Genomic DNA, 22,186 nt, shown 5'->3' with positions numbered 1-22,186 from the left:
CGACACCGAAGCCCCGACACGCAGGCCGTAACATCCGGCCCGCGCCGGGCGTGTAGTGAGCGAGGCCGTGCACGACGACGGGGCGCGGCGACACCTCACGAGGGCAGGCGGGGACGTTGGCGAGGAAGCAGCAGCACCAGGGGCGGGACCCGGGCGGGGGAGCGGCGGAGTTCGACGCGTTCTACGCCGCCACGGCCAAGCGTCTGGTCTCCACCGTGTACGCGATGACCGGCGACCTGGCGGAGGCGGAGGACGCCGTCCAGGAGGCCTACGTACGGGCCTGGCAGCGGTGGGAGCGGCTGACCGCGCAGGGGGACCCGCTGCCGTGGGTACGGACGGTGGCCTCGCGGCTGGCCGTCAGCACGTGGCGGCGTACGCGGAACAGGGTGCTGGCCCACCGCCGACACGGCCCTTGCGTCGACGTGCCGGAACTCTCCCCCGACCGCGTGGCGTTGGTGGACGCCCTGCGTGAACTGACGCCCCAGCAGCGGCAGGCCGTCGTCCTCTTCCACCTCCTCGACCTTCCGGTGGAGCAGGTCGCCCGGGAGACGGGGGTCTCCAGCGGCACCGTCCGCACCCGGCTGAGCCGGGCCAGGAAGGTCCTGGGCGAGCGGCTCTCCGAGACATCCGAGACAGCGGCAAGTGCCGCGGAGGGGGTGGCCAGTCATGGCTGAGGTCAAGGTCGAGGAACTCCTGGACGAGGTCCCCGTGCGGATGCCGAGCGGGGCCCGGCTGCGGGAGCGGGGCCGGCGGCGTACGGCACGCCGGCGGACCGCACTGGCTCTCGCGGCGGTGGTGGCCGTGGGCGGGGCAGCGGCGGTGGCGACGGCGGCGGGCGGGGACGGTGACCGAGGCCGCGACGTACGCCCCGCGGCGACTCCGTCGACGAACCCGTTCCTGGTGGAGGGCATGGTGCGGCTGCTGCCACCGGAGCGGATGCCGGGCCACGCGACGTGGCGGTGGCAGGGCGACGAAGAGGAGACCACCGAGAACCTGCCGCTGCCGGCGGTGGGCGAGGCCACCAGCTGCCCGAAGTCGTACGCGCGGCGCACGGCCCCCGACCAGATCCAGTACGGCACGGACTACTACAGCGACAGGGGCGCCACGGCGCGTCAACGCGTCACGAAGTACGACAAGGGCGCGGTCGCCGCGGACGAAGTGGCGCTGCTGAACCGGGCGTTGGCCGAGTGCGGGCTACGACGGCACGGCCACGGTGCGGACACCTACTGGTCCGGCAGGACCGCCGACTCCTCCTGGCTCAGGGTGAGCGTCGAACGCTGGGGCAGGTGGGTGTCGGTCGTCGAGGTGGAGGCGGAGGAGGGGAGTGGGGCGGGGGGCTCTCGGGGTGACGGTTTCTGAGCCCGCCGGCGCCCCACCCGGAACCGGCCCCGCCCCGCTCGGGTCAAGGGGGAGGGCGGGCCGGTTCCGGTGAGCGGGGGCCGGCCTGGAGGGGTGGCCGGGCCCCGGTCCTCACATCCGCCGGCTTCGGTCAGAGGGACTTGCGTGCCGCCGGCAGCGCCAGTTCCGCCGGTGCCTCCGGGTAGTGGCATGCCGTCAGGTGGCCCTCGCGGTTGCCGTCGATCTGGACCAGCGGCGGCGTGTCCGTCGCGCACTTGTCCGTCGCCTTCCAGCAGCGCGTGCGGAAGCGGCAGCCGGAGGGCGGGTTGACGGGGGAGGGCACGTCGCCCGTCAGCAGGATGCGCTCGCGGCGCGGCACGTCGTCCGGCGTCGCCTCGGGCACCGCCGACAGGAGCGCCTTCGTGTAGGGGTGGCGCGGGTTCCCGTACAGACTCTCGCGGTCGGCGATCTCCACGATCCGGCCGAGGTACATCACGGCGACCCGCTGCGAGAAGTGCCGTACCACCGCCAGGTCGTGGGCGATGAAGAGGAACGCGATCCCCAGGTCCTTCTGCAGCTGCTGGAGCAGGTTCACCACCTGCGCCTGGATCGACACGTCGAGCGCGGAGACCGGCTCGTCCGCCACGATCAGCTTCGGTTCGAGGGCCAGCGCGCGGGCCACCCCGATGCGCTGGCGCTGACCGCCGGAGAACTCGTGCGGGAAGCGGTTGTAGTGCTCGGGGTTGAGGCCGACGGTCTCCAGGAGCTCGCGGACCCGGGCCTCCCGGCCGCCCGCCGGGGTGATGCCGTTGACCTCCATTGGCCCCGAGATGATCTTGCCCACCGTCTGCCGCGGGTTCAGCGACGCGTACGGGTCCTGGAAGATCATCTGGATCTCCGAGCGGACCGGCGCCAGCTGCTTGCGCGAGGCGTGCGAGATGTCCTGGCCGCGGTAGGAGATCCGGCCGCCGGTCGGCTCCAGGAGACGCGTGATCAGCCGGCCCGTCGTCGACTTGCCGCAGCCGGACTCGCCGACCAGCCCCAGGCTCTCGCCCTCGGCGACGGTGAAGTCGAGCCCGTCCACCGCCTGCACGGCGCCGATCCTGCGCTTGAACGGGAAGCCGCCCATGATCGGGAAGTGCTTGGTCAGCCCGCTGACGTCCAGGAGGGGAGTGCTGTCGCTCATAGTGGTCAAGTCCAGTCTCTTGTACGTCAGTCGGTGCGCGTCGTGGCGAAGTCCGCGAAGAACTCCGCCCGCTGCTCCGCCGTCAGGTGACACGCCGCACCCCGGCCGTCGGTCAGTTCGAGGAGCGGCTGCTCGCCGGAGCAGCGCTCGCCCTCGACCTGCTCGGTGAAGGCGCACCGCGGGTGGAAGCGGCACCCGGAGGGCGGGTTCAGCAGGCTGGGCGGCGTCCCCGGAATGGGCGAGAGCGGCACGTCGACCGGCCCTTCGAGCGACGGCATCGAGCCCAACAGGCCCCAGGTGTACGGGTGCTGAGGCGCCCGCAGCACCTCTTTCTTGGTGCCGCGCTCCACGCACCGCCCGCCGTACATCACCAGGACGTCGTCCGCGATGTCCGCGATCACGCCCAGGTCGTGGGTGATGAAGATGATCGCCGTGCCGAACTCCTGCTGCAGGTCCTTCAGGAGGTCCATGATCTGCGCCTGGACCGTCACGTCGAGCGCCGTGGTCGGCTCGTCGGCGATCAGCAGCGCCGGGTTGCAGACCAGCGACATCGCGATCATCGCGCGCTGGCGCATGCCGCCGGAGAACTGGTGCGGGTAGTCGTCCACGCGCAGGTCCGGCTGCGGGATGCCGACCTTCGTCAGCATCTCGATCGAACGGTCCCTGGCCTCCTTCTTGGAGGCGCCGGTGTGCTTGCGGAACGTCTCACCGATCTGCCGGCCGATGGTGTGGTACGGCGACAGCGAGGCGAGGGCGTCCTGGAAGATCATCGCCATCTTGTTGCCGCGCAGCCGCTCCAGCTCGCGCTCGGTGGCGGTGAGCAGCTCCTGCCCGTCGAGCAGGATCTCACCGTCGATGGCGGTGCTGTCCTTGTGGTGCAGGCCCAGGATGGCGAGGTTGGTGACCGACTTGCCGGAGCCGGACTCGCCCACGATGCCGAGGGTCTTGCCCTTCTCCAGCTCGAAGTCGAGGCCGTCGACGGCCTTGACCATGCCGTCCTCGGTGGAGAAGTGGACGCGCAGATCGCGTACGGAGAGGAAGGGGGTACTCATGGGTTCCGGCTCCTAGGCGAGGCGTACGCGCGGGTCGATCAGCGCGTACAGGGCGTCGACGATGATGTTGAAGACGACGATCGCGGCGGCGGCCACGAGGACCACCCCGAGCAGCAGGGGAAGGTCGCTGGTGTCGACCGCCTTCACCGACAGCTCACCGATGCCGTGCAGGGCGAAGGTCTTCTCGGTGATGATCGCGCCGCCGAGGAGCACGCCGAGGTCGAGGCCGAAGATCGTGACGATCGGACCCATCGCGCCGCGCCAGGCGAAGCGGAAGAAGACCGTCTGGCGCGAGAGGCCCTTGGCCCGGGCCGTGCGGACGTAATCCTCGTTCATGGTCTCGACCAGCTGCGAACGGGCCATGCGCGTGTAGTTCGCGGTGAAGATGAGTGCGAGCACGAGCCAGGGGATCAGGAGTCCGGAGAACCACTGCGCGGGATTCTCGGTGATCGGCGTGTACGTGGGCCGGTCGAGCAGGTGCATCTGGTCGGTCAGGAGATACACGGCGAAGACGCCGACGACGTAGATCTGCATCGAGGAGGCGATGAGCGACGCGGAGGACGCGATCTTGTCGACGGCCTTGCCCTGCTTGATGGCGGCCAGCATGCCGGTGCCCACACCGAAGACGACGAACACGACCGCGGCGCCCAGCGACAGGGAGACGGTGGTCGGGAAGCGGTCGAGGATGGTGGCGAGGACGGGCTCGCGGTTGCGGAACGAGTAGCCGAGGCAGGGCGCGTCGCAGAAGCCGTAGCTGTCGTAGTCGCGGCCGACGAACAGACCCTCGAACCAGTGCCAGTACTGCACGGGAAGCGGGTCGGCGATCCCCAGGTTGTGCTTCACCAGCGCCAGCGTGTCGGGCGGGCAGACCTTGCCGCAGGCCAGGCGCGCGGGATCACGCGGGGCGGCGTAGAAGAGGAGGAAGACGATCGCGCTGATGATCAGCAGGATCACCGCGCCGCCGAGGATGCGGCGAATGAGGAAGCGGAGCATGGCAGTTGGGGTTCCTGACCTGACGGATGCCGTGAGGAAGGTGAGGGCCGGGGCGGACCCCGCGGAGGGGGCCCGCCCCAGGAGCGGTCGTCAGCCCTTGACGTACGTCTTGTGGAGCAGCGTCGCGGCGAACTGCGGGTCGTGGATGGCGCCGCCGACCTTGGAGCCGTGCAGGTACCAGCGGCGCTGGTAGGTCTCCGGGATGATCGGCACTACTTCCTTCATGACCCGCTTGTCGAGAGCGGCCCAGGCCTTGCCGGCCTCCTCCGGGTCCGAGATGACCGCGTTCTTCTTGATCGCCTCGTTGATCCAGGGGACATCGCACTGCGACACGTTGTTCTGGCCGTCACCGATGGCGCTGCCGTCGAGCAGCGGCTGCATCATGGTGTAGGCGGTCGGCCAGTCCGGGGACCAGCCGAACCACATCACGTCGAAGCGGTTGTCCAGGCGCTGTGCCTGGTCGTAGAAGTCCGTGGAGTTGAGCGGCTTGATCACCGGCTCGAAGCCCGCGGCCTTCAGGTTCTTCTCGATGACGATCTTGGTCTTGTCGTAGGTGGGGCGCCGCGGGAAGGCGTACACGATCTTCGTGCCGAGCTTGCCGGCCTTCTTCAGGATCTCGTGGGCCCGCTTGACGTCGCCCTCCGGCTTGTCCAGCTTGCCGTAGAGGTCGAACTTCTCGCGGCCGACGATGTCGGGGCTGAGGATCGTCGTGGCGTAATCGCCCGCGGTGGTGCCGCCATAGATCTTGCGGCTCTGCTCCAGCGGCCAGGCGATGAGGAGCGCCTTGCGCACCTCGACGTCGGTGACCCGCTTCATGTTGATGGCGAAGTAGTAGGTGCCGGACGACAGGCCGTTGAAGCTGCGCTTCTTGATGTCGGGCGTCGAGAGCACCTTCTGCATGCGCTCGGCCGGGATCGGCTCGTAGATGGCGACCATCTGCTGGTCCTTGCCCTGGTCCGCGATGAAGCGGTCGCAGGACTCGGGGCCGGTCGGCCCGAACTCGAACTCGAAGTTGTCCGGGTAGGCGTTGCGGATCGGGTCGGTCTTCGCGTCCCAGTGCTTGTTGCGCGCCAGCGTCATCGACTTGTCGATGGTGCGGTGCTTGACGATGTACGGGCCGCAGGAGAAGGGTGCCTTGTCGTACTTCTCCTTGGTGTCGTGCTTCACGGGCGTGGCGGCGTACGTGTGCATCGCCAGCGTGAAGTTGAACTCCGGGCGCGGTTCCTTCAGGTGGAAGGTGATCGTCTTCTTCGCCTTGTCGGTGACGATCGAGTCCAGGTGCTTGCCCTTGTACGGACCGTCGTACCCGTCACGCCACTTGGCGCCCTTGCCGGTCAGCGCCTGCTGAACGTATATGGCGCCCTCGGTGACGAACGGGGCCCAGCCGCGCTCGAAGCCGTGCCGGACGTCGTCGACGGTGAGCTCGCTGCCGTCCTGCCACTTCAGACCGTCCTTCAGGGTGAAGGTCCAGGTCTTGTTGCCGTTCGAGGACTTGCCGGTGTCGGTGGCGAGGTCGCCGACGAGGATCTGGTGACCCTCCATGTCGGTCTGGTAGCCGGTGAGGCAGCGCGCGTAGAGATTGGCGATCGAGGAGTTGTACGCGAAGTAGATGCGCTGCGGGTCCATGTGCGACACGTCGTCCTCGGCGACGCCGTAGATCGTGCCGCCCTTCTTGGCGCCGGGGACGCCGGGGGCGGGACCGGTGGAGTCCTTCTCGGTGCCCACCTTCACGCTGGCGTTCGTGTACTCCGTGGCGCCGCCGTGCGAGCCGCCCCCGTCCCCGCCCGAGTCGCCACTGCTGCACGCCGAAAGGACGAGTGAGCCGCCCGCCGCCACGGACGTCGAGATGAGCAGATTTCTGCGTGAGATTGCCATGTGGCTACCAACCCTGTGTGAAAGAGAAGAGCGAGGAATGGCCCGGCACGGCCCCGTCGCGCGTGCCGGTTCCGGGGAGTGTCAGCGTCTGGTTTTCGGGTCCAGCGCGTCGCGCACCGAGTCGCCGAGGAGGTTGAAGGCGACCACGAAGACCACCATGGCGAGACCGGGGAAGACCATGAAGGTGATGTCGTCCTGGTAGTACTTCGAGCCGTTCTGGATCATCACTCCCCAGTCCGGCGTGGGTTCTTCCAGCCCGACGCCGAGGAAGGCGAGTCCCGCTTCGGCGGTCACGAACATGGGGAGCGCGAGAGTGGCCTGGATCAGGATCGGCGTCCACAGGTTCGGGAGGAGTTCCTTGAAGATGATGCGGGTGGGAGAGGCCCCCGTAACCCTGGCCGCCTCCACGAACTCCCGTTCGCGCAGGGCGAGTACCTCGCCGCGCAGCAGACGTGCCATCGGCGCCCAGCCGAAGGCGGTCATCACGGTGATGAGGCTGGTGATGGTCAGCCACTGCGGGATCTTGTCCTCGGGACTCACCAGGATCGAGATCATCACCGGGAAGAAGGCGATGTAGAACAGCGTGGACGGAAACGCGAGCAGGATGTCGATGACCCGCCCGATGAGGTAGTCCGTCTTGCCGCCGATGTACCCGGCCGTGATGCCGATCGTGATCCCGAGCAGCACCACGAGAAGCGTGGTCGCCGCGGCGATCAACAGGGAGTTGCGGATCCCGTAGAGAAGGAAGGAGAAGACGTCCCGGCCGAGCACCGGCTCGACGCCGAACCAGAAGTCCCCGTCGATACCGCCGTTGGGCTTGACCGGGTAGTTGAAGTCGTTGAGCAGCCCCGGCTGGTCGAGCCCGTAGGTGTCGTACGGGTTCTTCCCGTAGATCTTCGAGATCAACGGCGCACACAGCGCCACCACGAAGAAGAAGATCACGACACCCGCCGCGATCACGCCGGACTTGTCCCGCTTGAACCGTGTCCAGGCGAGCCGCCCCGGCGAACGGCCCTTGCTGCCCTGGTCCTTGGGCGAAGGAGGAATGCCGTCGATCTTGTCCGTCACTTCAAGCGTGGCGGCAGCGGCGGGAGTTGGCGAGGTCATGGCGCTCCAGGCCCGGAGGGGTCATCAGGAATCCGCAGGACAACCAGCACCTACGGGGCTAGCCGCGACTTTCGCAAGGCGTTTCCTACGCGGTCAATGAATCGTCAGGCGCTTTGGGTCGCTCTTGGGATCCTTGAGCAAGACTTGAGGAAAACATGGGCATGACATTGCCTTCGCGTAATCAAGCGTGATGGACAAGGTGGGGTGCTCTCCGGCAAGCCGGGCAATGAGTCCGATATGCGGGCGCGAACGTCTCGGAATGCGTACATCCGGATGGGCTCGGACGCATACGGGTGGGGTAAATGTGCGGTTCATGTCGCTTGCGGCGATATTTGGCGGTAAGTGTGTCGGCCGCCGCGGTGGCCGTCGGCGCGGAAGGCCGGGGCCGGCAGGAGCAGCAAGAAGGCCGGGACGGCAGGAACAGCACGGGACTGGAGGACTCCATGCGTGGAGCCACGCACGCCAAGTGGGCCGCATGCGCGGTGGCGGTCGCCCTCGCGGCGACGGCCTGTGGTGGCGGGGGGAGCGGCGGCGGCGGTGGCGGCGACGGCACCGGCATCGTGAGCTCCTCCTGGGGCGACCCGCAGAACCCGCTGGAGCCGGCCAACACCAACGAGGTCCAGGGCGGCAAGATCCTCGACATGCTCTTCCGGGGTCTCAAGCGGTACGACCCGAAGACCGGCGAGGCCAAGAACATGATCGCCGAGTCCATCGACACCAAGGACGCGCAGAACTTCACGGTCAAGATCAAGAAGGACTGGACGTTCAGCGACGGCGAGAAGATCACCGCCAAGTCCTTCGTGGACGCCTGGAACTACGGCGCGAACCTGAAGAACAACCAGAAGAACGCCTACTTCTTCGGCTACATCGACGGCTACGACAAGGTCCACCCCGAGAAGGGCGAGCCGAGCGCGAAGACCCTCTCCGGGCTCAAGGTCGTCGACGACGCGACCTTCACCGTCAAGCTCAGCCAGAAGTTCTCCACCTGGCCCGACACCCTCGGCTACCCGGCCTTCGCGCCGCTGCCCAAGGCGTTCTACGACCACCACGACGCCTGGCTCTCCAAGCCCGTCGGCAACGGCCCGTACACCGTGGACTCGTACACCAAGGGCTCGAAGATGTCCCTGCGCAAGTGGGACAAGTACCCCGGCCCGGACAAGGCGAAGAACGGCGGTGTGGACATGAAGGTCTACACCGACAACAACACCGCCTACACCGACCTGATGGCCGGCAACCTCGACCTCGTCGACGACGTCCCCGCCTCGCAGCTCAAGAACGCCAAGAACGACCTCGGCGACCGCTACATCAACACCCCCGCCGGCATCATCCAGACCCTGGCCTTCCCCTTCTACGACAGCAAGTGGACCAAGCCGGGCATGGAGAAGGTCCGCCAGGGCCTGTCCATGGCGATCAACCGCAAGCAGATCACCGAGACGATCTTCCAGAAGACCCGGACCCCCGCCACCGACTGGACCTCGCCGGTGCTCGGCAAGGACGGCGGCTACCAGGACGGGCTCTGCGGGGACGCCTGCGAGTACGACGCCGCGAAGGCCAAGAAGATGGTCGAGGACGGCGGCGGCATCCCCGGCGGCACCCTGAAGATCTCGTACAACGCGGACACCGGCTCGCACAAGGAGTGGGTCGACGCGGTCTGCAACTCCATCAACAAGGCGCTCGGCAAGGACAAGGCCTGCGTCGCCAGCCCGGTCGGCACCTTCGCGGACTTCCGCAGCAAGGCCTCCAAGCAGGAGCTCGACGGGGCCTGGCGGGCCGGCTGGCAGATGGACTACCCGCTGATCCAGAACTTCCTGGAGCCGGTCTACTTCACCGACGCCCCGTCCAACGACGGCAAGTTCTCCGACGACACGTTCGACAAGCTCGTCAACGAGGCCAACGCCGAGACCGACACCGGCAAGGCCGTCTCGAAGTTCCAGGACGCCGAGAAGATCCTCGCCCAGAAGATGCCCGCCATCCCGCTCTGGTACCAGAACGGCAGCGCCGGCTACTCCGACAAGGTCTCCGACGTCTCGTTGAACCAGTTCAGCGTGCCCGTCTACAACGAGATCAAGGTCAACTGAGACGCCGGGAGCGGTCGTTCGGCCCTCACCGGGGCGCCGGCGGCCGCTCCCCCCGATTTCCGGAGCCCCCATGGGACGTTATGTGATCCGGCGTCTGCTGCAGATGATCCCGGTCTTCTTCGGCGCCACGCTGCTGATCTTCCTGATGGTGAACGTGATGGGCGACCCCGTCGCGGGCCTGTGCGGCGACCGCAAGTGCGACCCCGCCACGGCCGCCCAGCTGAAGAAGGAGTTCGGCCTCGACAAGCCGGTGTGGCAGCAATACCTGACGTACATGGGCAACGTCTTCACCGGCGACTTCGGCACCGCCTTCAACGGCCAGAAGGTCACCGAGCTGATGTCGGCGGCCTTCCCCGTCACCATCCGGCTCACCCTCGTCGCCATCGTCTTCGAGATCGTCATCGGCATCTCGCTCGGCGTGCTCACGGGGCTGCGGCGCGGGCGTCCCGTCGACACCGTGGTGCTGCTGCTCACCCTCGTGGTGATCTCCATCCCCACCTTCGTCACCGGCCTCGTCCTGCAACTGCTTCTCGGCGTCCAGTGGGGCACCATCAAACCCTCCGTCTCCAGCGAGGCCCCCTTCAACGAACTCCTCATCCCCGGGCTCGTCCTGGCCTCGGTCTCGCTGGCGTACGTGACCCGGCTGACCCGCACCTCCATCGCGGAGAACCGGCGCGCCGACTACGTCCGCACCGCCGTCGCCAAGGGCCTGCCCCGGCGCCGCGTCGTCATCCGGCACCTGCTGCGCAACTCGCTCATCCCGGTGGTCACCTTCATCGGCACCGACGTGGGTGCGCTGATGGGCGGCGCGATCGTCACCGAGCGGATCTTCAACATCCACGGCGTCGGCTTCCAGCTCTACCAGGGGATCCTCCGCCAGAGCACCCAGACCGTCGTCGGCTTCGTGACCGTCCTCGTCCTGGTCTTCCTGGCGGCCAACCTCATCGTCGACCTCCTGTACGCCGTACTCGACCCGAGGATCCGCTATGCCTGAACCTCAGCAGCCCGAGCGCGCGATCGCCGCGACCGGCATGGGCGGCGCGATGGACCTCGCCACCAGCGAGGCGACGACGCTGGAGAGGACGCCGGGCGGGCCCGAGGGCGGCGGCCCCTCGGCGCCGGCCCGCAGCCTGTGGTCGGACGCCTGGCGGGACCTGCGGCACAACCCGGTCTTCATCGTCTCGGGCCTGATCATCCTCTTCCTCGTCGTCATCTCCCTGTGGCCCTCGCTCATCGCCTCCCGCAACCCGCTGGACTGCGACCTCGCCAACGCGCAGAAGAGCTCGGCCCCCGGCCACCCCTTCGGCTTCAACGAGCAGGGCTGCGACGTCTACACCCGGGTCGTCTACGGCACCCGGGTCTCGGTCACCGTCGGCGTCTGCGCCACCGTCGGCGTCGCGCTCATCGGCAGCGTGCTCGGCGGGCTCGCCGGGTTCTTCGGCGGGACCTGGGACGCGATCCTCTCCCGCATCACCGACATCTTCTTCGCCATCCCCGTCGTCCTCGGCGGCCTGGTGCTCCTGTCGGTGGTCACCAGCTCCACGGTCTGGCCGGTGGTCGGCTTCATGGTGCTGCTCGGCTGGCCGCAGATCTCCCGCATCGCGCGCGGCTCCGTCATCACCGCCAAACAGAACGACTACGTGCAGGCGGCGCGGGCCCTCGGCGCCTCCAACTCCCGGATGCTGCTGCGCCACATCACCCCGAACGCCGTCGCCCCGGTCATCGTGGTCGCCACCATCGCGCTCGGCACGTACATCGCCCTGGAGGCGACCCTCTCCTACCTCGGCGTCGGCCTGAAGCCGCCGACCGTCAGCTGGGGCATCGACATCTCGGCCGCCTCCCAGTACATCCGCAACGCCCCGCACATGCTGCTCTGGCCCGCCGGGGCGCTCGCGATCACCGTGCTCGCGTTCATCATGCTCGGCGACGCGGTGCGCGACGCCCTCGACCCGAAGCTGAGGTAGGCGCCCATGGCAACCGTGGCATCGAAGGCACCCGCCCCCGGGGAGCCGCAGGCGGCCAAGCTGCTCGACGTGCGCGACCTGCACGTGGAGTTCCGCACCCGGGACGGGGTCGCCAAGGCCGTCAACGGCGTGGACTACAGCGTCGCCGCGGGCGAGACGCTCGCCGTGCTCGGCGAGTCCGGCTCCGGCAAGTCCGTGACCGCCCAGGCCGTCATGGGCATCCTCGACACCCCGCCCGGAAAGATCACCAAGGGCGAGATCCTCTTCCGCGGCCAGGACCTGCTGAAGCTGAAGGAGGACGAGCGGCGCAAGGTCCGCGGCGCCGGCATGGCGATGATCTTCCAGGACGCGCTCTCCTCGCTGAACCCGGTGCTCAGCGTCGGCGACCAGCTCGGCGAGATGTTCGTCGTCCACCAGGGCCTGTCGAGGAAGGACGCGCGGACCAAGGCCGTCGAGCTGATGGACCGGGTGCGCATCCCCGCGGCCAAGGAGCGCGTCGGGCAGTACCCGCACCAGTTCAGCGGCGGCATGCGCCAGCGCATCATGATCGCCATGGCGATGGCGCTCGAACCCTCGCTGATCATCGCCGACGAGCCGACCACCGCCCTCGACGTGACCGTCCAGGCCCAGGTGATGGACCTGCTCGCGGAGTTGCAGCGCGAGATGCACATGGGCCTGATCCTCATCACCCACGACCTGGGCGTGGTCGCGGACGTCGCCGACACCATCGCCGTCATGTACGCGGGCCGCATCGTCGAGCGGGCCCCCGTCCACGAGATCTACCGGGCGCCCGCCCACCCGTACACGCTCGGGCTGCTCCGGTCGATCCCCCGCCTGGACCAGAAGGGCCGGGACCTCTACGCGATCAAGGGCCTGCCGCCGAACCTCATGAACATCCCGCCCGGCTGCCCCTTCCACCCCCGCTGCCCGATGGCCCAGGACATCTGCGTGACCGACGATCCACCGCTCGCGAGGGTGACGTACGAGGGGCTCGTCGCCGAACGCAGGAGCGCCTGCCACTTCTGGAAGGAGACGCTCGATGCGGGACGGTGACGGCGGCGCGCACGTCGGCAAGAAGGAGCACGTCGGCAGGAAAGAGCACATCAGCAGGAAGGACCTGGAGGACGAGGGCGAGACCGCGCGGCAGCTGATGGACAAGGCCCGCGGCGAGATGGACTTCGCCGCGCACGGCTCGGAGTCCGGGCGCGAGCCGATCCTCCAGGTCCGCGGCCTGGTCAAGCACTACCCGCTCACCCAGGGCATCGTCATCCGCAAGCAGGTCGGCGCGGTCAAGGCCGTGGACGGCGTCGACTTCGACCTGGAACAGGGCGAGACGCTCGGCATCGTGGGGGAGTCCGGCTGCGGCAAGTCCACGGTCGCGAAGATGCTCGTCAACCTGGAGCGGCCGACCGCCGGCGAGATCCGCTACAAGGGCGAGGACATCAGCAAGCTGTCCGGGCGGGCCCTCAAGGCGGTGCGCCGCAACATCCAGATGGTGTTCCAGGACCCCTACACGTCCCTGAACCCCCGGATGACCGTGGGCGACATCATCGGCGAGCCGTACGAGATCCACCCCGAGGTGGCCCCCAAGGGTTCGCGCCGCCAGAAGGTCCAGGAACTCCTGGACGTGGTGGGGCTCAACCCCGAGTACATCAACCGCTACCCGCACCAGTTCTCCGGCGGCCAGCGCCAGCGCATCGGCATCGCCCGCGGTCTGGCGCTGCGCCCCGAGATCATCGTCGCCGACGAACCGGTCTCCGCGCTCGACGTCTCCGTCCAGGCCCAGGTCATCAACCTGATGGAGAAGCTCCAGGACGAGTTCGACCTCTCCTACCTCTTCATCGCGCACGACCTGTCGATCGTCCGGCACATCTCCGACCGGGTCGGGGTGATGTACCTCGGCCGGATCGTCGAGATCGGCACCGACGAGGAGATCTACGAGCACCCGACGCACCCCTACACCCAGGCGCTGCTCTCCGCCGTCCCGGTCCCCGACCCCGACGCGCGCGAGCACCGGGAGCGGATCATCCTCACCGGCGACGTCCCGTCCCCGGCCAACCCGCCCTCGGGCTGCCGCTTCCGCACCCGCTGCTGGAAGGCGCGGGAGCGGTGCGCCCTGGAGGTGCCCGCGCTCGCGGTGCCCGCGGAGTTCCGCTACGAGGACGGGCCCGCGGCGCACGACTCGGCCTGCCACTTCGCCGAGGAGAAGCAGGTCGTGCCGTGAGCCACGGGCCCGCGCCCGGTCACAGCCCCAGCGACCGCTTCAGGAAGTCGACCTGGAGCAGCAGCAGGTTCTCCGCGACCTGCTCCTGAGGGGTCATGTGGGTGACGCCGGACAGCGGCAGGACCTCGTGCGGGCGGCCCGCGGCGAGCAGCGCGGAGGAGAGCCGCAGCGAGTGCGCCACCACCACGTTGTCGTCGGCCAGACCGTGCACGATCAGCATCGGGCGGTGCGGCTCGGCGGCCTCCACGAGACCGTCGTCCCAGATCAGGGAGTTGTGGCGGTACGTCTCCGGCGAGCGGTTCGGATCGCCCAGGTACCGCTCCTCGTAGTGCGTGTCGTAGAGCCGCAGATCCGTCACCGGGGCGCCGACCACCGCCGCGTGGAACACGTCCGGGCGGCGCAGCGCGGCCATGCCGGCCAGGAAGCCGCCGTAGGACCAGCCGCGGATCGCCACCCGCTCCAGGTCGAAGGGGAACGTTTCGGCGAGCGCGTGCAGCGCCTCGACCTGGTCGTCCAGGGTCAGGGTGACGTCGTTCTTGATCGACTTCTCCCAGCCGGGGGAGCGGCCTGGAGTGCCGCGGCCGTCCGCGACGAGCACCGCGAACCCTTGGTCGGCGAACCACTGGGAGGTCAGGAAGGCGTTGTGCGCACGCTGGACGCGCTGCCCGTGCGGACCGCCGTACGGATCGAGCAGGACCGGAAGAGGTCCGTCCGTCTCCTTGTAATCCGTGGGGAGCAGGACGGCGCACGGAATCCTGCGCGTGCCCCCTTCGGTGAGCGTCACGCGCGGCGTGAGCCCCGGGCGCTCGGCGTGTGAGGCGACGGTGGCGACCTGCTTGCCCTCGCGCAGCACCTGGACCTGGGCGCCGGGACGGTCCAGGGTGGCCGACACCAGGACGGTGAGGCCGCCCGCGCGCACCGCCGCGTGCACGCCCGGCTCCTGCGAGACGCGCTCCACGCCCAGTTCGTTGACCCGGTAGACATGGATCTCGCCGGTCTCCGGATCGGCCGCGGCCGGGCCCGCCGACGCCGAGATCAGGACATCCTGCTCGGTCACGTCGAGCACCGCGCGCACATGCAACTGCGGCCCGGTCAGCGGCCGTTCCCCCCAGGCCAGGACGCGGGCGCCGGCCTCGTCCGCGATCCGCACCATCTTGCCGCTGGGCGACCAGCACGGGGAGCCGGGAAAGAGTTCCAGCCAGTCCGGGTCCTCCTCCGCGTGCACCATCCGCGTCGACCCGTCGTCCGGATCCACCGCGAGGTACAACTGGCTGCCCTGGTCGCGGGACTGCACGAGCAGCAGCGGCGCGCCGTCCGTCGACCAGTGCACGCGCGCGAGATAGGGGAAGCGCTCCCGGTCCCAGACCACCTCGGTGCGCGAGCCGTCCAGGCCGAGCACGAAGAGGCGCACGTCCGCGTTGGGCGTGCCCGCCGCCGGGTACGCGACCTGCTGGGGCGCGCGGTCCGGGTGCGCGGGGTCCGCGATCCACCACCGCTGCACCGGGGCGTCGTCCACCCGCGCGACCAGCAGCCGGTCGGACTCGGGAGACCACCAGAAGCCCCGTGAACGGGCCATCTCCTCGGCCGCGATGAATTCCGCCAGACCGTAGGTGACGGTCTCCTCGCGGCCCGCCTCCGGCTCCGCGAGGGCCCGGTCGCCCGTGCCGTCGGCGCCCGTCACGCGCAGGGCGCCGCGCGCCACGTACGCGATGTGCCGGCCGTCGGGCGAGGGCCGCGGGTCGATCACCGGGCCGGGGACGGGCAGTTCGCGCGCGGAGTCCTCCCGCAGCCCGGCCGTGAAGAGGCGGCCGGAGAGCGCGAACGCCGCCAGCTCCACGGCCGCGTCCGTCGCGTAGCCGACGATGCCCCCGCCGCCCTCACGGCTGCGCTCGCGCCGTGCACGCTCCTCGGCGGACAACTGCTCGTCGGCGCCGCCCAGAAGCCGGTGCGGATCGGCGGCCACCCGCTCGGTGCCGCCGTCCGACACGTCCAGGACCCACAGTTGGCCGACTCGATCGACGCTGGAGGACGAACGGAGAAACGCGACGCGCGAGCCGTCCGGCGCCGGAGTGAACGCGCGCGGCGCGCCGAGGGTGAAACGCTGGGTGCGGGCGTGCTGACGCGGGAAGGAGAGCCGCTGTGCCGGGCTCTCGTCGGGCCTGGGAATTCCGGGGTTCTCGGTGGTCATCCTCCGAGCCTAGGGCGCATGCGCCCCCCTGTGCTGCCGTGCTCCGAGTCATGCGTCCACACGGATAGTTATGATCCGTAGCGCTTGGTGGGTATGAACCTGCTGGCGTCCGCACTGGGTTACGGCAACGACTTGGAGGTGACCGCCGTGGCACTCTCGATCTCGGCGGTGGTGCTGCTGGCGATCATCGTCTTCCTGTTGGTCAAGAAGTCCGGTCTCAAAGCGGGGCACGCGGTCGTCTGTACGCTGCTCGGCTTCTACCTGGCGAGCTCGTCCGTCGCGCCGACCATCAACGAGCTGACGACCAACGTGGCGGGGATGATCGGCGACATCAAGTTCTGAGCCGGGGGCTCGTAGGGTGGTCCCATGACGGAACTGCCCGCCCGGCGCCTGCTGCTCGTGCACGCGCACCCCGACGACGAGTCGATCAACAACGGCGCGACCATGGCCAAGTACGCGGCCGAGGGCGCCCATGTCACGTTGGTCACCTGCACGCTGGGCGAGGAGGGCGAGGTCATCCCGGCCGAGCTCGCCCACCTCGCCGCCGACCGCGAGGACTCCCTGGGCGCCCAGCGCATCGGGGAGCTCTCGGCCGCCATGAAGGCGCTGGGGGTCACCGACCACCGCTTCCTCGGCGGCACCGGGCGCTACCGCGACTCCGGGATGATGGGCGTCGAGCAGAACCACCGCCCCGGCGCCTTCTGGTCCGCCGACCTCGACGAGGCGGCCGCGTACCTCGTCGAGGTGATCCGCGAGGTGCGCCCGCAGGTCCTCGTCACGTACGACCCCGACGGCGGGTACGGCCACCCCGACCACATCCAGGCGCACCGCGTCGCCATGCGCGCCGCCGACCTCGCCTCCGAACCGGCCTTCCGCGCCGACCTCGGCGAGCCGCACACCATCGCCAAGATCTACTGGAACCGCGCCCCGCGCTCCGTGGTCGAGGAGCGCTTCCGGCGGCTGCCGGACGCGCTGCGGTTCTCGCCGTTCGCCTCGCCGGCCGCCGTCGCCGACGTGCCGGGCGTCACGGACGACGAGCGGATCACCACGGAGATCGACGGCGGCGCCCACGCGTCGGCCAAGGCGGCCGCGATGCGCGCCCACGCCACCCAGATCACGGTGAGCGAGCCGCTCTTCGTCCTCTCCAACCAGCTCGCCCAGCCGATCTTCGACGTGGAGTATTACGAGCTGGTTCGGGGGGAAGTGTCCGCAGAGGGATCGTCCCGGGAGACGGATCTCTTCGCGGGACTCGAAAGGGTGACGGATGTGGCTGAGGTGACCGCGCTGTGAGTACGCGATCCCGTGCGTCGTCGGGGGCGGGTTCCGCGAAGCCCACCGGCGCGAAGCCCACCGGCACGAAGTCCGCCGCCAAGAAGCCCGTCGGCGCGAAGCCCGCCTCCGGCAAGTCGGCCGCCGAGAGGTCCGTCACCCGGAACGCCGGCGCCGCGCCCCCGGGCAGCTTCCTCGCACAACCCCTGCGGGCGGGGCGACTTGCGGCTTATGCCGGACTCTTCGTGCTCGGCGCCGTCGTCGGTGTCGCCGGGGCCCTCGTCCAAGGCGGCTTCTTCCCCGCCGGGTTGCTGCTCGCGCTCCTCGGCGCGGCCGGCCTCTTCTACGGCGGGTCGCGGGCGACCGGCACCAGAGCCGGGGCGGTGGCGCCCGCCGCGGGCTGGCTGGTCGCGGTCATGCTGCTCACCGCCACCAGACCGGAGGGCGACTTCCTCTTCGGCGCGGGTCTCGGCTCGTACGGCTTCCTGCTCGGCGGAATGGCCGTGGCTGTGATGTGCGCCACGCTCGGGCAGGGGGCGCAACCGAGCGGTCCCGCCGCCCGACTTGGCAACTGACGTACCACTTCGGCCCGTGTCCCGCAGGGGTTTGACGCCGGTCACGGGATGAGTGCCGACGGCGGCCAGTATGGTGGTGCGGCCGCCGAGCCTCCCCAACCTCCGGCCGGGGGGACCCCGGATGAGGTCGAGACGGGCGGCGGAGTCAACCAGGAGAACCTGCCTTGAGTCGTGAAACTGACAGTTCGTCCTCCGGCCCCCAGGGGCGCGGTGGAGCCGCATACCCCTCGGGGACGCCGCCCTACGGCTCCCCGGCCCAGGGCGCCGGCGCCGACGGCGCGGACGGAGCGCGGCGGCAGGCCGCCGAAGAGCGGCCCGACGAACCCGAGACCCAGACCACGCTGACCACCCGCATCCGGATCAACATCCCCGGCTCGCGGCCCATCCCGCCGGTCGTCATGCGCACGCCCGTCGGCGACGACGACGCGCGCGGGATCTCCCCGGCAGCGGACGGCGAAGGCCGCGGCGACGCCGGCGCCCCGGGTGCTCCGGGCGCCCCGGGCGCTCCCGGCGCGGGCGGCACCATGGGGTCCGGATCCCCGCTCGCCGGAGGACCGGGATCCGGTTCCGCTTCCGGTGCGGGCGCGGGTGCGGGCGGCGGCTCGGGCGACGGCGGTACGGGGGCTTCCGCGGCGGCCGACGAGAAGACGAGCGACTGGTTCGCCCCGCGCAAGCCGGCTCGGCCCGAGGGGGGCCAGGGCATGGGCTCCGCGGCGTCCGGCGCGAACGGCTCCGCAGGCGCGGGCGGTTCCGGCGGCCCGGGTGGTTCCGGTCATTCCGGTACGGGCTCCTTCGACGTGTCCGGCGCCGTGGCGTCGGGTCCCCTCGGCACGGGTGGTGCCCCGCAGGGCGGGGATGCGCAGCGCGGCGACCTGCCGTACTTCTCGGCCGGTACGGGCACGGGTGCCGGCACCGGTATGGGTGCGGGCGGCTCCCGGGACGCGCTGGACTCCCGCAACCCCTCAGGCCCGACCGGCGGTCCGGTCACCGGTGACAGCCCCCTGGCGGCCCCCGGCTCCGGGCCCCGTCCCGCCGCGCCCGGCGGATCGGGCATCCCCGGCGCCCCGGGTGCCCCCGGCGGCCCCGCCAACTCCGGGGTGCGGCCGCCCCGTTCCGGTGCCATGGGTGACGACACCGCGATCCTGACGCCGCAGAAGGCCGGGCCGGTCTCCCCGCCCGGTGGCCCAACCGGTCCCGGTGGCCCGTCCGGTCCCGGTGGTCCGACCGGTCTTGGCGGCCCGGCTGGCCCCGGTGGCCCCGTCCCCGGTGGCAACGTCTCCGGCGAGACCCTCACCAGCGGCATCCCCGTGGTGCCGCCCGCGCAGGACAACTCCCCGTTCGGGCAGGGCCCGCAGGGTGACGGTCCGGTCCCGCACACCCCGCCGAAGCTGCCCGAGCCGGTGCGCTCGGACGTGCCGCCCGCCGCCCCCGCCCCGAAGGCGAAGAAGAAGGGCCGCAACAAACTGGTCCTGCTCGCGGTCGCCGTGGTCGTCGTGGCCTGCGGCGCGTACGGCGCGGGCCTGTTGATGAACCACGCCGACGTCCCGAAGGGCACCACCGTGCTCGGCGTCGACATCGGCGGCGGCACCCGCGACGAGGCCGTCAAGAAGCTCGACGACGCCATCGGCGCCCGCGTCACCAAGCCCCTGAAGCTCTCGGTGGACGGCTCGACCGTCGCGCTCCAGCCGGACCAGGCGGGCCTGACCGTCGACAGCCAGGCCACCGTCCGCGAGGCAGCGGGCAGCGACTACAACCCCGTCTCCGTGATCGGTTCGCTCTTCGGCGGTCAGCGGGTCGTCGAGCCCGTCATGCCGGTCGACGAGGAGAAGCTGGCGGCCGCCCTGGAGCGCGCCGCGGGCGGCTCGGGCACGGCGAAGGAGGGCACGGTCAAGTTCGAGCCCGGCAAGGCCGTCCCGGTCTACGGCAAGGTCGGCAAGGGCATCGACCCGAAGGCGTCGACCACGGCCGTCGCGGACGCGTACAAGAAGCAGGTCGAGACGGGCAGCGCGGGCACGGTCCAGGTGCCGACCACCACCCGCAGGCCGACGGTCTCCAAGGCCGAGGTCGACAAGTTCATGACCCGGTTCGCCGAGCCGGCCATGTCCGCCAACGTCACCATCAAGGCGGGGACCAGGTCGATCCCGTTCGGCCCGGCCAAGTCGCTGCCGAAGATCCTGGAGACCCAGGTCGTCAACGGCGGCACCCTGGAGGTGCACTACAACCTCGAGGAGCTCAAGAAGCTGTACGGCAACGTCTTCGACGGCGTGCTGATCCAGCGCGGCAACGGCGACAAGACGCCGGTCCAGCCCACCGACGTCGCCCAGGCGATGGGCAAGGCGCTGGTCGGCAAGACGCCCGCGGACCGGATCGGCGTGATCGAGACGAACGCCAGCTGACGCGCTGACGTGAGCTGATCCTCGTACGCCGGCTGATCCTCGTACGTGAGCTGTTCCTCGTACGCGGGCTGATCCTCGTACGACCACGGAGGCCGGACGGCCTTCCCGGGTGACCGGGAGAACCGTCCGGCCTTCGGCATGACATCTGTCATCCCGGAGACACCACATCCGGCACTGCCGCTGCCACCTGCGGTTTTGTGACGATGGTGGACATGAAGACGACCACAGCACCGCCCGCCGCCGCCGGGGTCACGGCCCCGGCCACCGCCGCGGTGAGCTTCGAGCGGGTGACCAAGAGCTACGGGGAGGTCCGCGCCGTCGACGGCCTGACCCTCGACCTGCACCCGGGCGAGACGGTGGCCCTGCTCGGGCCGAACGGCGCGGGCAAGTCCTCCACCCTCGACCTGCTGCTCGGGCTGCGGCGCGCGGACAGCGGGACGGTACGGGTCTTCGGCACGACACCGCGCGAGGCGATCGCGGCAGGGCGGGTCGGCGCGATGCTGCAGAGCGGCGGCCTGATGGGCGAGGTCACCGTGCGCGAACTGGTCACGCTCGCCTGCGACCTGCACCCGAGGCCGCACCGCGTGAACGACGTGCTCGCCCACGCGGGCATCACCCAGATCGCGGAGCGCAAGGTCGACAAGCTCTCCGGCGGCCAGGAGCAGCGCGTCCGCTTCGCGCTCGCCACGGCCGGCGCCCATGACCTGATCGTCCTCGACGAGCCGACCACCGGCATGGACGTCACCGCCCGCCAGGCGTTCTGGGCCACCATGCGCGAGCAGGCGGACCAGGGCCGCGCGGTGCTGTTCGCCACGCACTACCTGGAGGAGGCCGACGCGATCGCCGACCGCGTCCTGGTCCTGCACCGCGGCCGCCTCCTCGCGGACGGCACCGCCGCCGAGATCAAGGCCGGGGCGGGCGCCCGCAAGGTCGCCTTCGACCTGGACGGCCCGGTCGACACGGCCGCCCTGAAGGGGCTGCCGTTCCTGACCACGCTGGACGTCTCCGGGCGGTCCGTCCGCATCCAGTCCACCGACGCCGACGCCACCGTGCACGCGCTGTACGGGCTCGGCCTCTACCCCCGCAACCTCGAAGTCGCCGGGCTCGGTCTCGAGCAGGCCTTCGTGGCCATCACCGAGGCCGAGGAGGCCAGGACCCGATGACGAACGCCTTCGCCTCGCGCAGTCTCATCAAGCTGGAGATCGTCCGCGCCCTGCGCAACCGCAAGTTCCTGTTCTTCTCCGTCATCTACCCCTCGGTGCTCTTCGTGATCATCGCGGGCAGCCAGAGCACCGCCGACACGGTCCCCGAGACCAATCTGTCCGTGCCCGCCTTCATGATGGTCTCGATGGCGTCCTTCGGCGCCCTCACCGCGGTCCTCATGGGCAACAGCGAGCGCATCGCCAAGGAGCGCGAGAGCGGCTGGGTGCGGCAGCTGCGCCTGACGGCGCTGCCCGGACGCGGCTACGTCCTCGCCAAGACCGCCAGCGCGGCGGTGGTGAGCCTGCCGTCGATCGTCGTGGTGTTCGCGGTCGCCGGGATCTTCAAGGGCATCCGGTTCGACGCCTGGCAGTGGCTGGCGCTGACCGGCGCCATCTGGGCCGGCAGCCTCTGCTTCGCCGCGCTCGGCGTGGCCATCGGCTACCTGGCGAGCGGTGACGCGGTCCGCCCGATCACGATGATCATCTACTTCGGGCTCTCCATCCTGGGCGGCCTGTGGATGCCGGTGACGACGTTCCCGCACTGGCTGCGGGAGACCGCGTCCTGGCTGCCCACCCACGCGTACGCTGCCCTCGGGCAGGCCATCGAGCTGGGCGAGGCACCGCACGCGAAGGACATCACGCTTCTGGTGGCCTACTTCCTCCTCTTCGCGGGCGGCGCGGCCTGGCTGTACCGGAAGGACACCTTGAAGGCGTGAGCGAGACCGACACCGCGCGCGGG

At 70.1% G+C, this 22,186-nt stretch carries 19 protein-coding genes; 13 read left to right on the top strand and 6 right to left on the bottom strand.

Going from position 1 to position 22,186, the window contains the following annotated elements:
- Positions 1-116 precede the first annotated feature (116 nt).
- Both ACZ6CV_RS06540 and ACZ6CV_RS06535 read left to right on the top strand, forming a co-directional pair.
- Entirely contained in the window at positions 117-674 is a 558-nt protein-coding gene (locus ACZ6CV_RS06540) for a SigE family RNA polymerase sigma factor (RefSeq protein WP_469249857.1), read from the top strand.
- On the top strand, positions 667-1,359 hold the full coding sequence (locus tag ACZ6CV_RS06535) for a hypothetical protein (protein ID WP_469249856.1): 693 nt from the start codon (positions 667-669) through the stop codon (positions 1,357-1,359). The genes ACZ6CV_RS06540 and ACZ6CV_RS06535 overlap by 8 nt, the downstream gene beginning before the upstream one ends.
- Positions 1,360-1,489: 130 nt before the next feature.
- On the opposite strand, the gene ACZ6CV_RS06530 is transcribed toward ACZ6CV_RS06535, so the two are convergent.
- The 5 genes from ACZ6CV_RS06530 to ACZ6CV_RS06510 form a co-directional block, all read right to left on the bottom strand.
- Positions 1,490-2,524, bottom strand: coding sequence for an ABC transporter ATP-binding protein (locus tag ACZ6CV_RS06530; protein WP_469249855.1), 1,035 nt, complete (start codon positions 2,522-2,524; stop codon positions 1,490-1,492).
- Positions 2,525-2,550: 26 nt separating this feature from the next.
- On the bottom strand, positions 2,551-3,576 hold the full coding sequence (locus tag ACZ6CV_RS06525) for an ABC transporter ATP-binding protein (protein ID WP_362364295.1): 1,026 nt from the start codon (positions 3,574-3,576) through the stop codon (positions 2,551-2,553).
- A gap of 12 nt (positions 3,577-3,588) precedes the next feature.
- Positions 3,589-4,569 carry an ABC transporter permease gene (locus tag ACZ6CV_RS06520; protein WP_362364297.1) on the bottom strand — a complete coding sequence of 327 codons (981 nt, stop codon included), beginning with the start codon at positions 4,567-4,569 and terminating at the stop codon, positions 3,589-3,591.
- Between the two features lie 90 nt (positions 4,570-4,659).
- Positions 4,660-6,444 carry an ABC transporter substrate-binding protein gene (locus ACZ6CV_RS06515; protein WP_469249854.1) on the bottom strand — a complete coding sequence of 595 codons (1,785 nt, stop codon included), beginning with the start codon at positions 6,442-6,444 and terminating at the stop codon, positions 4,660-4,662.
- A gap of 81 nt (positions 6,445-6,525) precedes the next feature.
- Positions 6,526-7,551, bottom strand: coding sequence for an ABC transporter permease (locus ACZ6CV_RS06510; protein WP_469249853.1), 1,026 nt, complete (start codon positions 7,549-7,551; stop codon positions 6,526-6,528).
- A 443-nt stretch (positions 7,552-7,994) separates the two neighbouring features.
- Between ACZ6CV_RS06510 and ACZ6CV_RS06505 the strand changes: the two genes are divergently transcribed.
- From ACZ6CV_RS06505 to ACZ6CV_RS06485, 5 genes are all read left to right on the top strand, one after another.
- Positions 7,995-9,629: a peptide ABC transporter substrate-binding protein gene (locus ACZ6CV_RS06505; RefSeq protein WP_469249852.1), complete on the top strand. Its 1,635-nt coding sequence runs from the start codon at positions 7,995-7,997 to the stop codon at positions 9,627-9,629.
- 70 nt (positions 9,630-9,699) lie between these two features.
- Positions 9,700-10,623 (top strand): ABC transporter permease, encoded by a 924-nt coding sequence (locus ACZ6CV_RS06500; protein WP_469249851.1) that lies wholly within the window; start codon positions 9,700-9,702, stop codon positions 10,621-10,623.
- Positions 10,616-11,593, top strand: coding sequence for an ABC transporter permease (locus tag ACZ6CV_RS06495; RefSeq protein WP_469249850.1), 978 nt, complete (start codon positions 10,616-10,618; stop codon positions 11,591-11,593). Before ACZ6CV_RS06500 ends, ACZ6CV_RS06495 begins: the two co-directional genes overlap by 8 nt.
- A gap of 6 nt (positions 11,594-11,599) precedes the next feature.
- On the top strand, positions 11,600-12,646 hold the full coding sequence (locus ACZ6CV_RS06490; protein ID WP_469249849.1) for an ABC transporter ATP-binding protein: 1,047 nt from the start codon (positions 11,600-11,602) through the stop codon (positions 12,644-12,646).
- A gap of 97 nt (positions 12,647-12,743) precedes the next feature.
- Positions 12,744-13,817, top strand: coding sequence for an ABC transporter ATP-binding protein (locus ACZ6CV_RS06485; protein WP_469250293.1), 1,074 nt, complete (start codon positions 12,744-12,746; stop codon positions 13,815-13,817).
- Between the two features lie 19 nt (positions 13,818-13,836).
- Here the strand turns inward: ACZ6CV_RS06485 and ACZ6CV_RS06480 are convergent, their stop codons facing one another.
- On the bottom strand, positions 13,837-16,005 hold the full coding sequence (locus ACZ6CV_RS06480; protein ID WP_469249848.1) for a S9 family peptidase: 2,169 nt from the start codon (positions 16,003-16,005) through the stop codon (positions 13,837-13,839).
- 147 nt (positions 16,006-16,152) lie between these two features.
- Between ACZ6CV_RS06480 and ACZ6CV_RS06475 the strand changes: the two genes are divergently transcribed.
- From ACZ6CV_RS06475 to ACZ6CV_RS06450, 6 genes are all read left to right on the top strand, one after another.
- Positions 16,153-16,347, top strand: a complete 195-nt coding sequence (locus ACZ6CV_RS06475; protein ID WP_055569071.1) for a hypothetical protein — start codon at positions 16,153-16,155, stop codon at positions 16,345-16,347.
- Positions 16,348-16,371: 24 nt separating this feature from the next.
- Positions 16,372-17,295 (top strand): N-acetyl-1-D-myo-inositol-2-amino-2-deoxy-alpha-D-glucopyranoside deacetylase, encoded by a 924-nt coding sequence (gene mshB / locus ACZ6CV_RS06470; protein WP_469249847.1) that lies wholly within the window; start codon positions 16,372-16,374, stop codon positions 17,293-17,295.
- A gap of 185 nt (positions 17,296-17,480) precedes the next feature.
- Positions 17,481-17,849 (top strand): DUF6113 family protein, encoded by a 369-nt coding sequence (locus ACZ6CV_RS06465; protein WP_469250292.1) that lies wholly within the window; start codon positions 17,481-17,483, stop codon positions 17,847-17,849.
- 164 nt (positions 17,850-18,013) lie between these two features.
- Positions 18,014-20,245 (top strand): hypothetical protein, encoded by a 2,232-nt coding sequence (locus ACZ6CV_RS06460; protein WP_469249846.1) that lies wholly within the window; start codon positions 18,014-18,016, stop codon positions 20,243-20,245.
- A 212-nt stretch (positions 20,246-20,457) separates the two neighbouring features.
- Positions 20,458-21,408 carry an ABC transporter ATP-binding protein gene (locus ACZ6CV_RS06455; RefSeq protein ID WP_469249845.1) on the top strand — a complete coding sequence of 317 codons (951 nt, stop codon included), beginning with the start codon at positions 20,458-20,460 and terminating at the stop codon, positions 21,406-21,408.
- Positions 21,405-22,163, top strand: a complete 759-nt coding sequence (locus tag ACZ6CV_RS06450) for an ABC transporter permease (RefSeq protein ID WP_469249844.1) — start codon at positions 21,405-21,407, stop codon at positions 22,161-22,163. The genes ACZ6CV_RS06455 and ACZ6CV_RS06450 overlap by 4 nt, the downstream gene beginning before the upstream one ends.
- Positions 22,164-22,186 lie beyond the last annotated feature (23 nt).

Source organism: Streptomyces sp. NPDC041713, from assembly GCF_055591085.1.
This window is presented reverse-complemented; position numbering and strand designations above follow the sequence as displayed.

Bases quoted from the DNA above. Each gene is read 5' to 3' on its own strand.
- ACZ6CV_RS06535 (WP_469249856.1), top strand. From the start codon at position 667: ATGGCTGAGGTCAAGGTCGAGGAACTCCTGGACGAGGTCCCCGTGCGG.
- ACZ6CV_RS06530 (WP_469249855.1), bottom strand. From the start codon at position 2,524: ATGAGCGACAGCACTCCCCTCCTGGACGTCAGCGGGCTGACCAAGCAC.
- ACZ6CV_RS06525 (WP_362364295.1), bottom strand. From the start codon at position 3,576: ATGAGTACCCCCTTCCTCTCCGTACGCGATCTGCGCGTCCACTTCTCC.
- ACZ6CV_RS06520 (WP_362364297.1), bottom strand. From the start codon at position 4,569: ATGCTCCGCTTCCTCATTCGCCGCATCCTCGGCGGCGCGGTGATCCTG.
- ACZ6CV_RS06515 (WP_469249854.1), bottom strand. From the start codon at position 6,444: ATGGCAATCTCACGCAGAAATCTGCTCATCTCGACGTCCGTGGCGGCG.
- ACZ6CV_RS06510 (WP_469249853.1), bottom strand. From the start codon at position 7,551: ATGACCTCGCCAACTCCCGCCGCTGCCGCCACGCTTGAAGTGACGGAC.
- ACZ6CV_RS06505 (WP_469249852.1), top strand. From the start codon at position 7,995: ATGCGTGGAGCCACGCACGCCAAGTGGGCCGCATGCGCGGTGGCGGTC.
- ACZ6CV_RS06500 (WP_469249851.1), top strand. From the start codon at position 9,700: ATGGGACGTTATGTGATCCGGCGTCTGCTGCAGATGATCCCGGTCTTC.
- ACZ6CV_RS06495 (WP_469249850.1), top strand. From the start codon at position 10,616: ATGCCTGAACCTCAGCAGCCCGAGCGCGCGATCGCCGCGACCGGCATG.
- ACZ6CV_RS06490 (WP_469249849.1), top strand. From the start codon at position 11,600: ATGGCAACCGTGGCATCGAAGGCACCCGCCCCCGGGGAGCCGCAGGCG.
- ACZ6CV_RS06485 (WP_469250293.1), top strand. From the start codon at position 12,744: ATGGACAAGGCCCGCGGCGAGATGGACTTCGCCGCGCACGGCTCGGAG.
- ACZ6CV_RS06480 (WP_469249848.1), bottom strand. From the start codon at position 16,005: ATGACCACCGAGAACCCCGGAATTCCCAGGCCCGACGAGAGCCCGGCA.
- mshB (WP_469249847.1), top strand. From the start codon at position 16,372: ATGACGGAACTGCCCGCCCGGCGCCTGCTGCTCGTGCACGCGCACCCC.
- ACZ6CV_RS06455 (WP_469249845.1), top strand. From the start codon at position 20,458: ATGAAGACGACCACAGCACCGCCCGCCGCCGCCGGGGTCACGGCCCCG.
- ACZ6CV_RS06450 (WP_469249844.1), top strand. From the start codon at position 21,405: ATGACGAACGCCTTCGCCTCGCGCAGTCTCATCAAGCTGGAGATCGTC.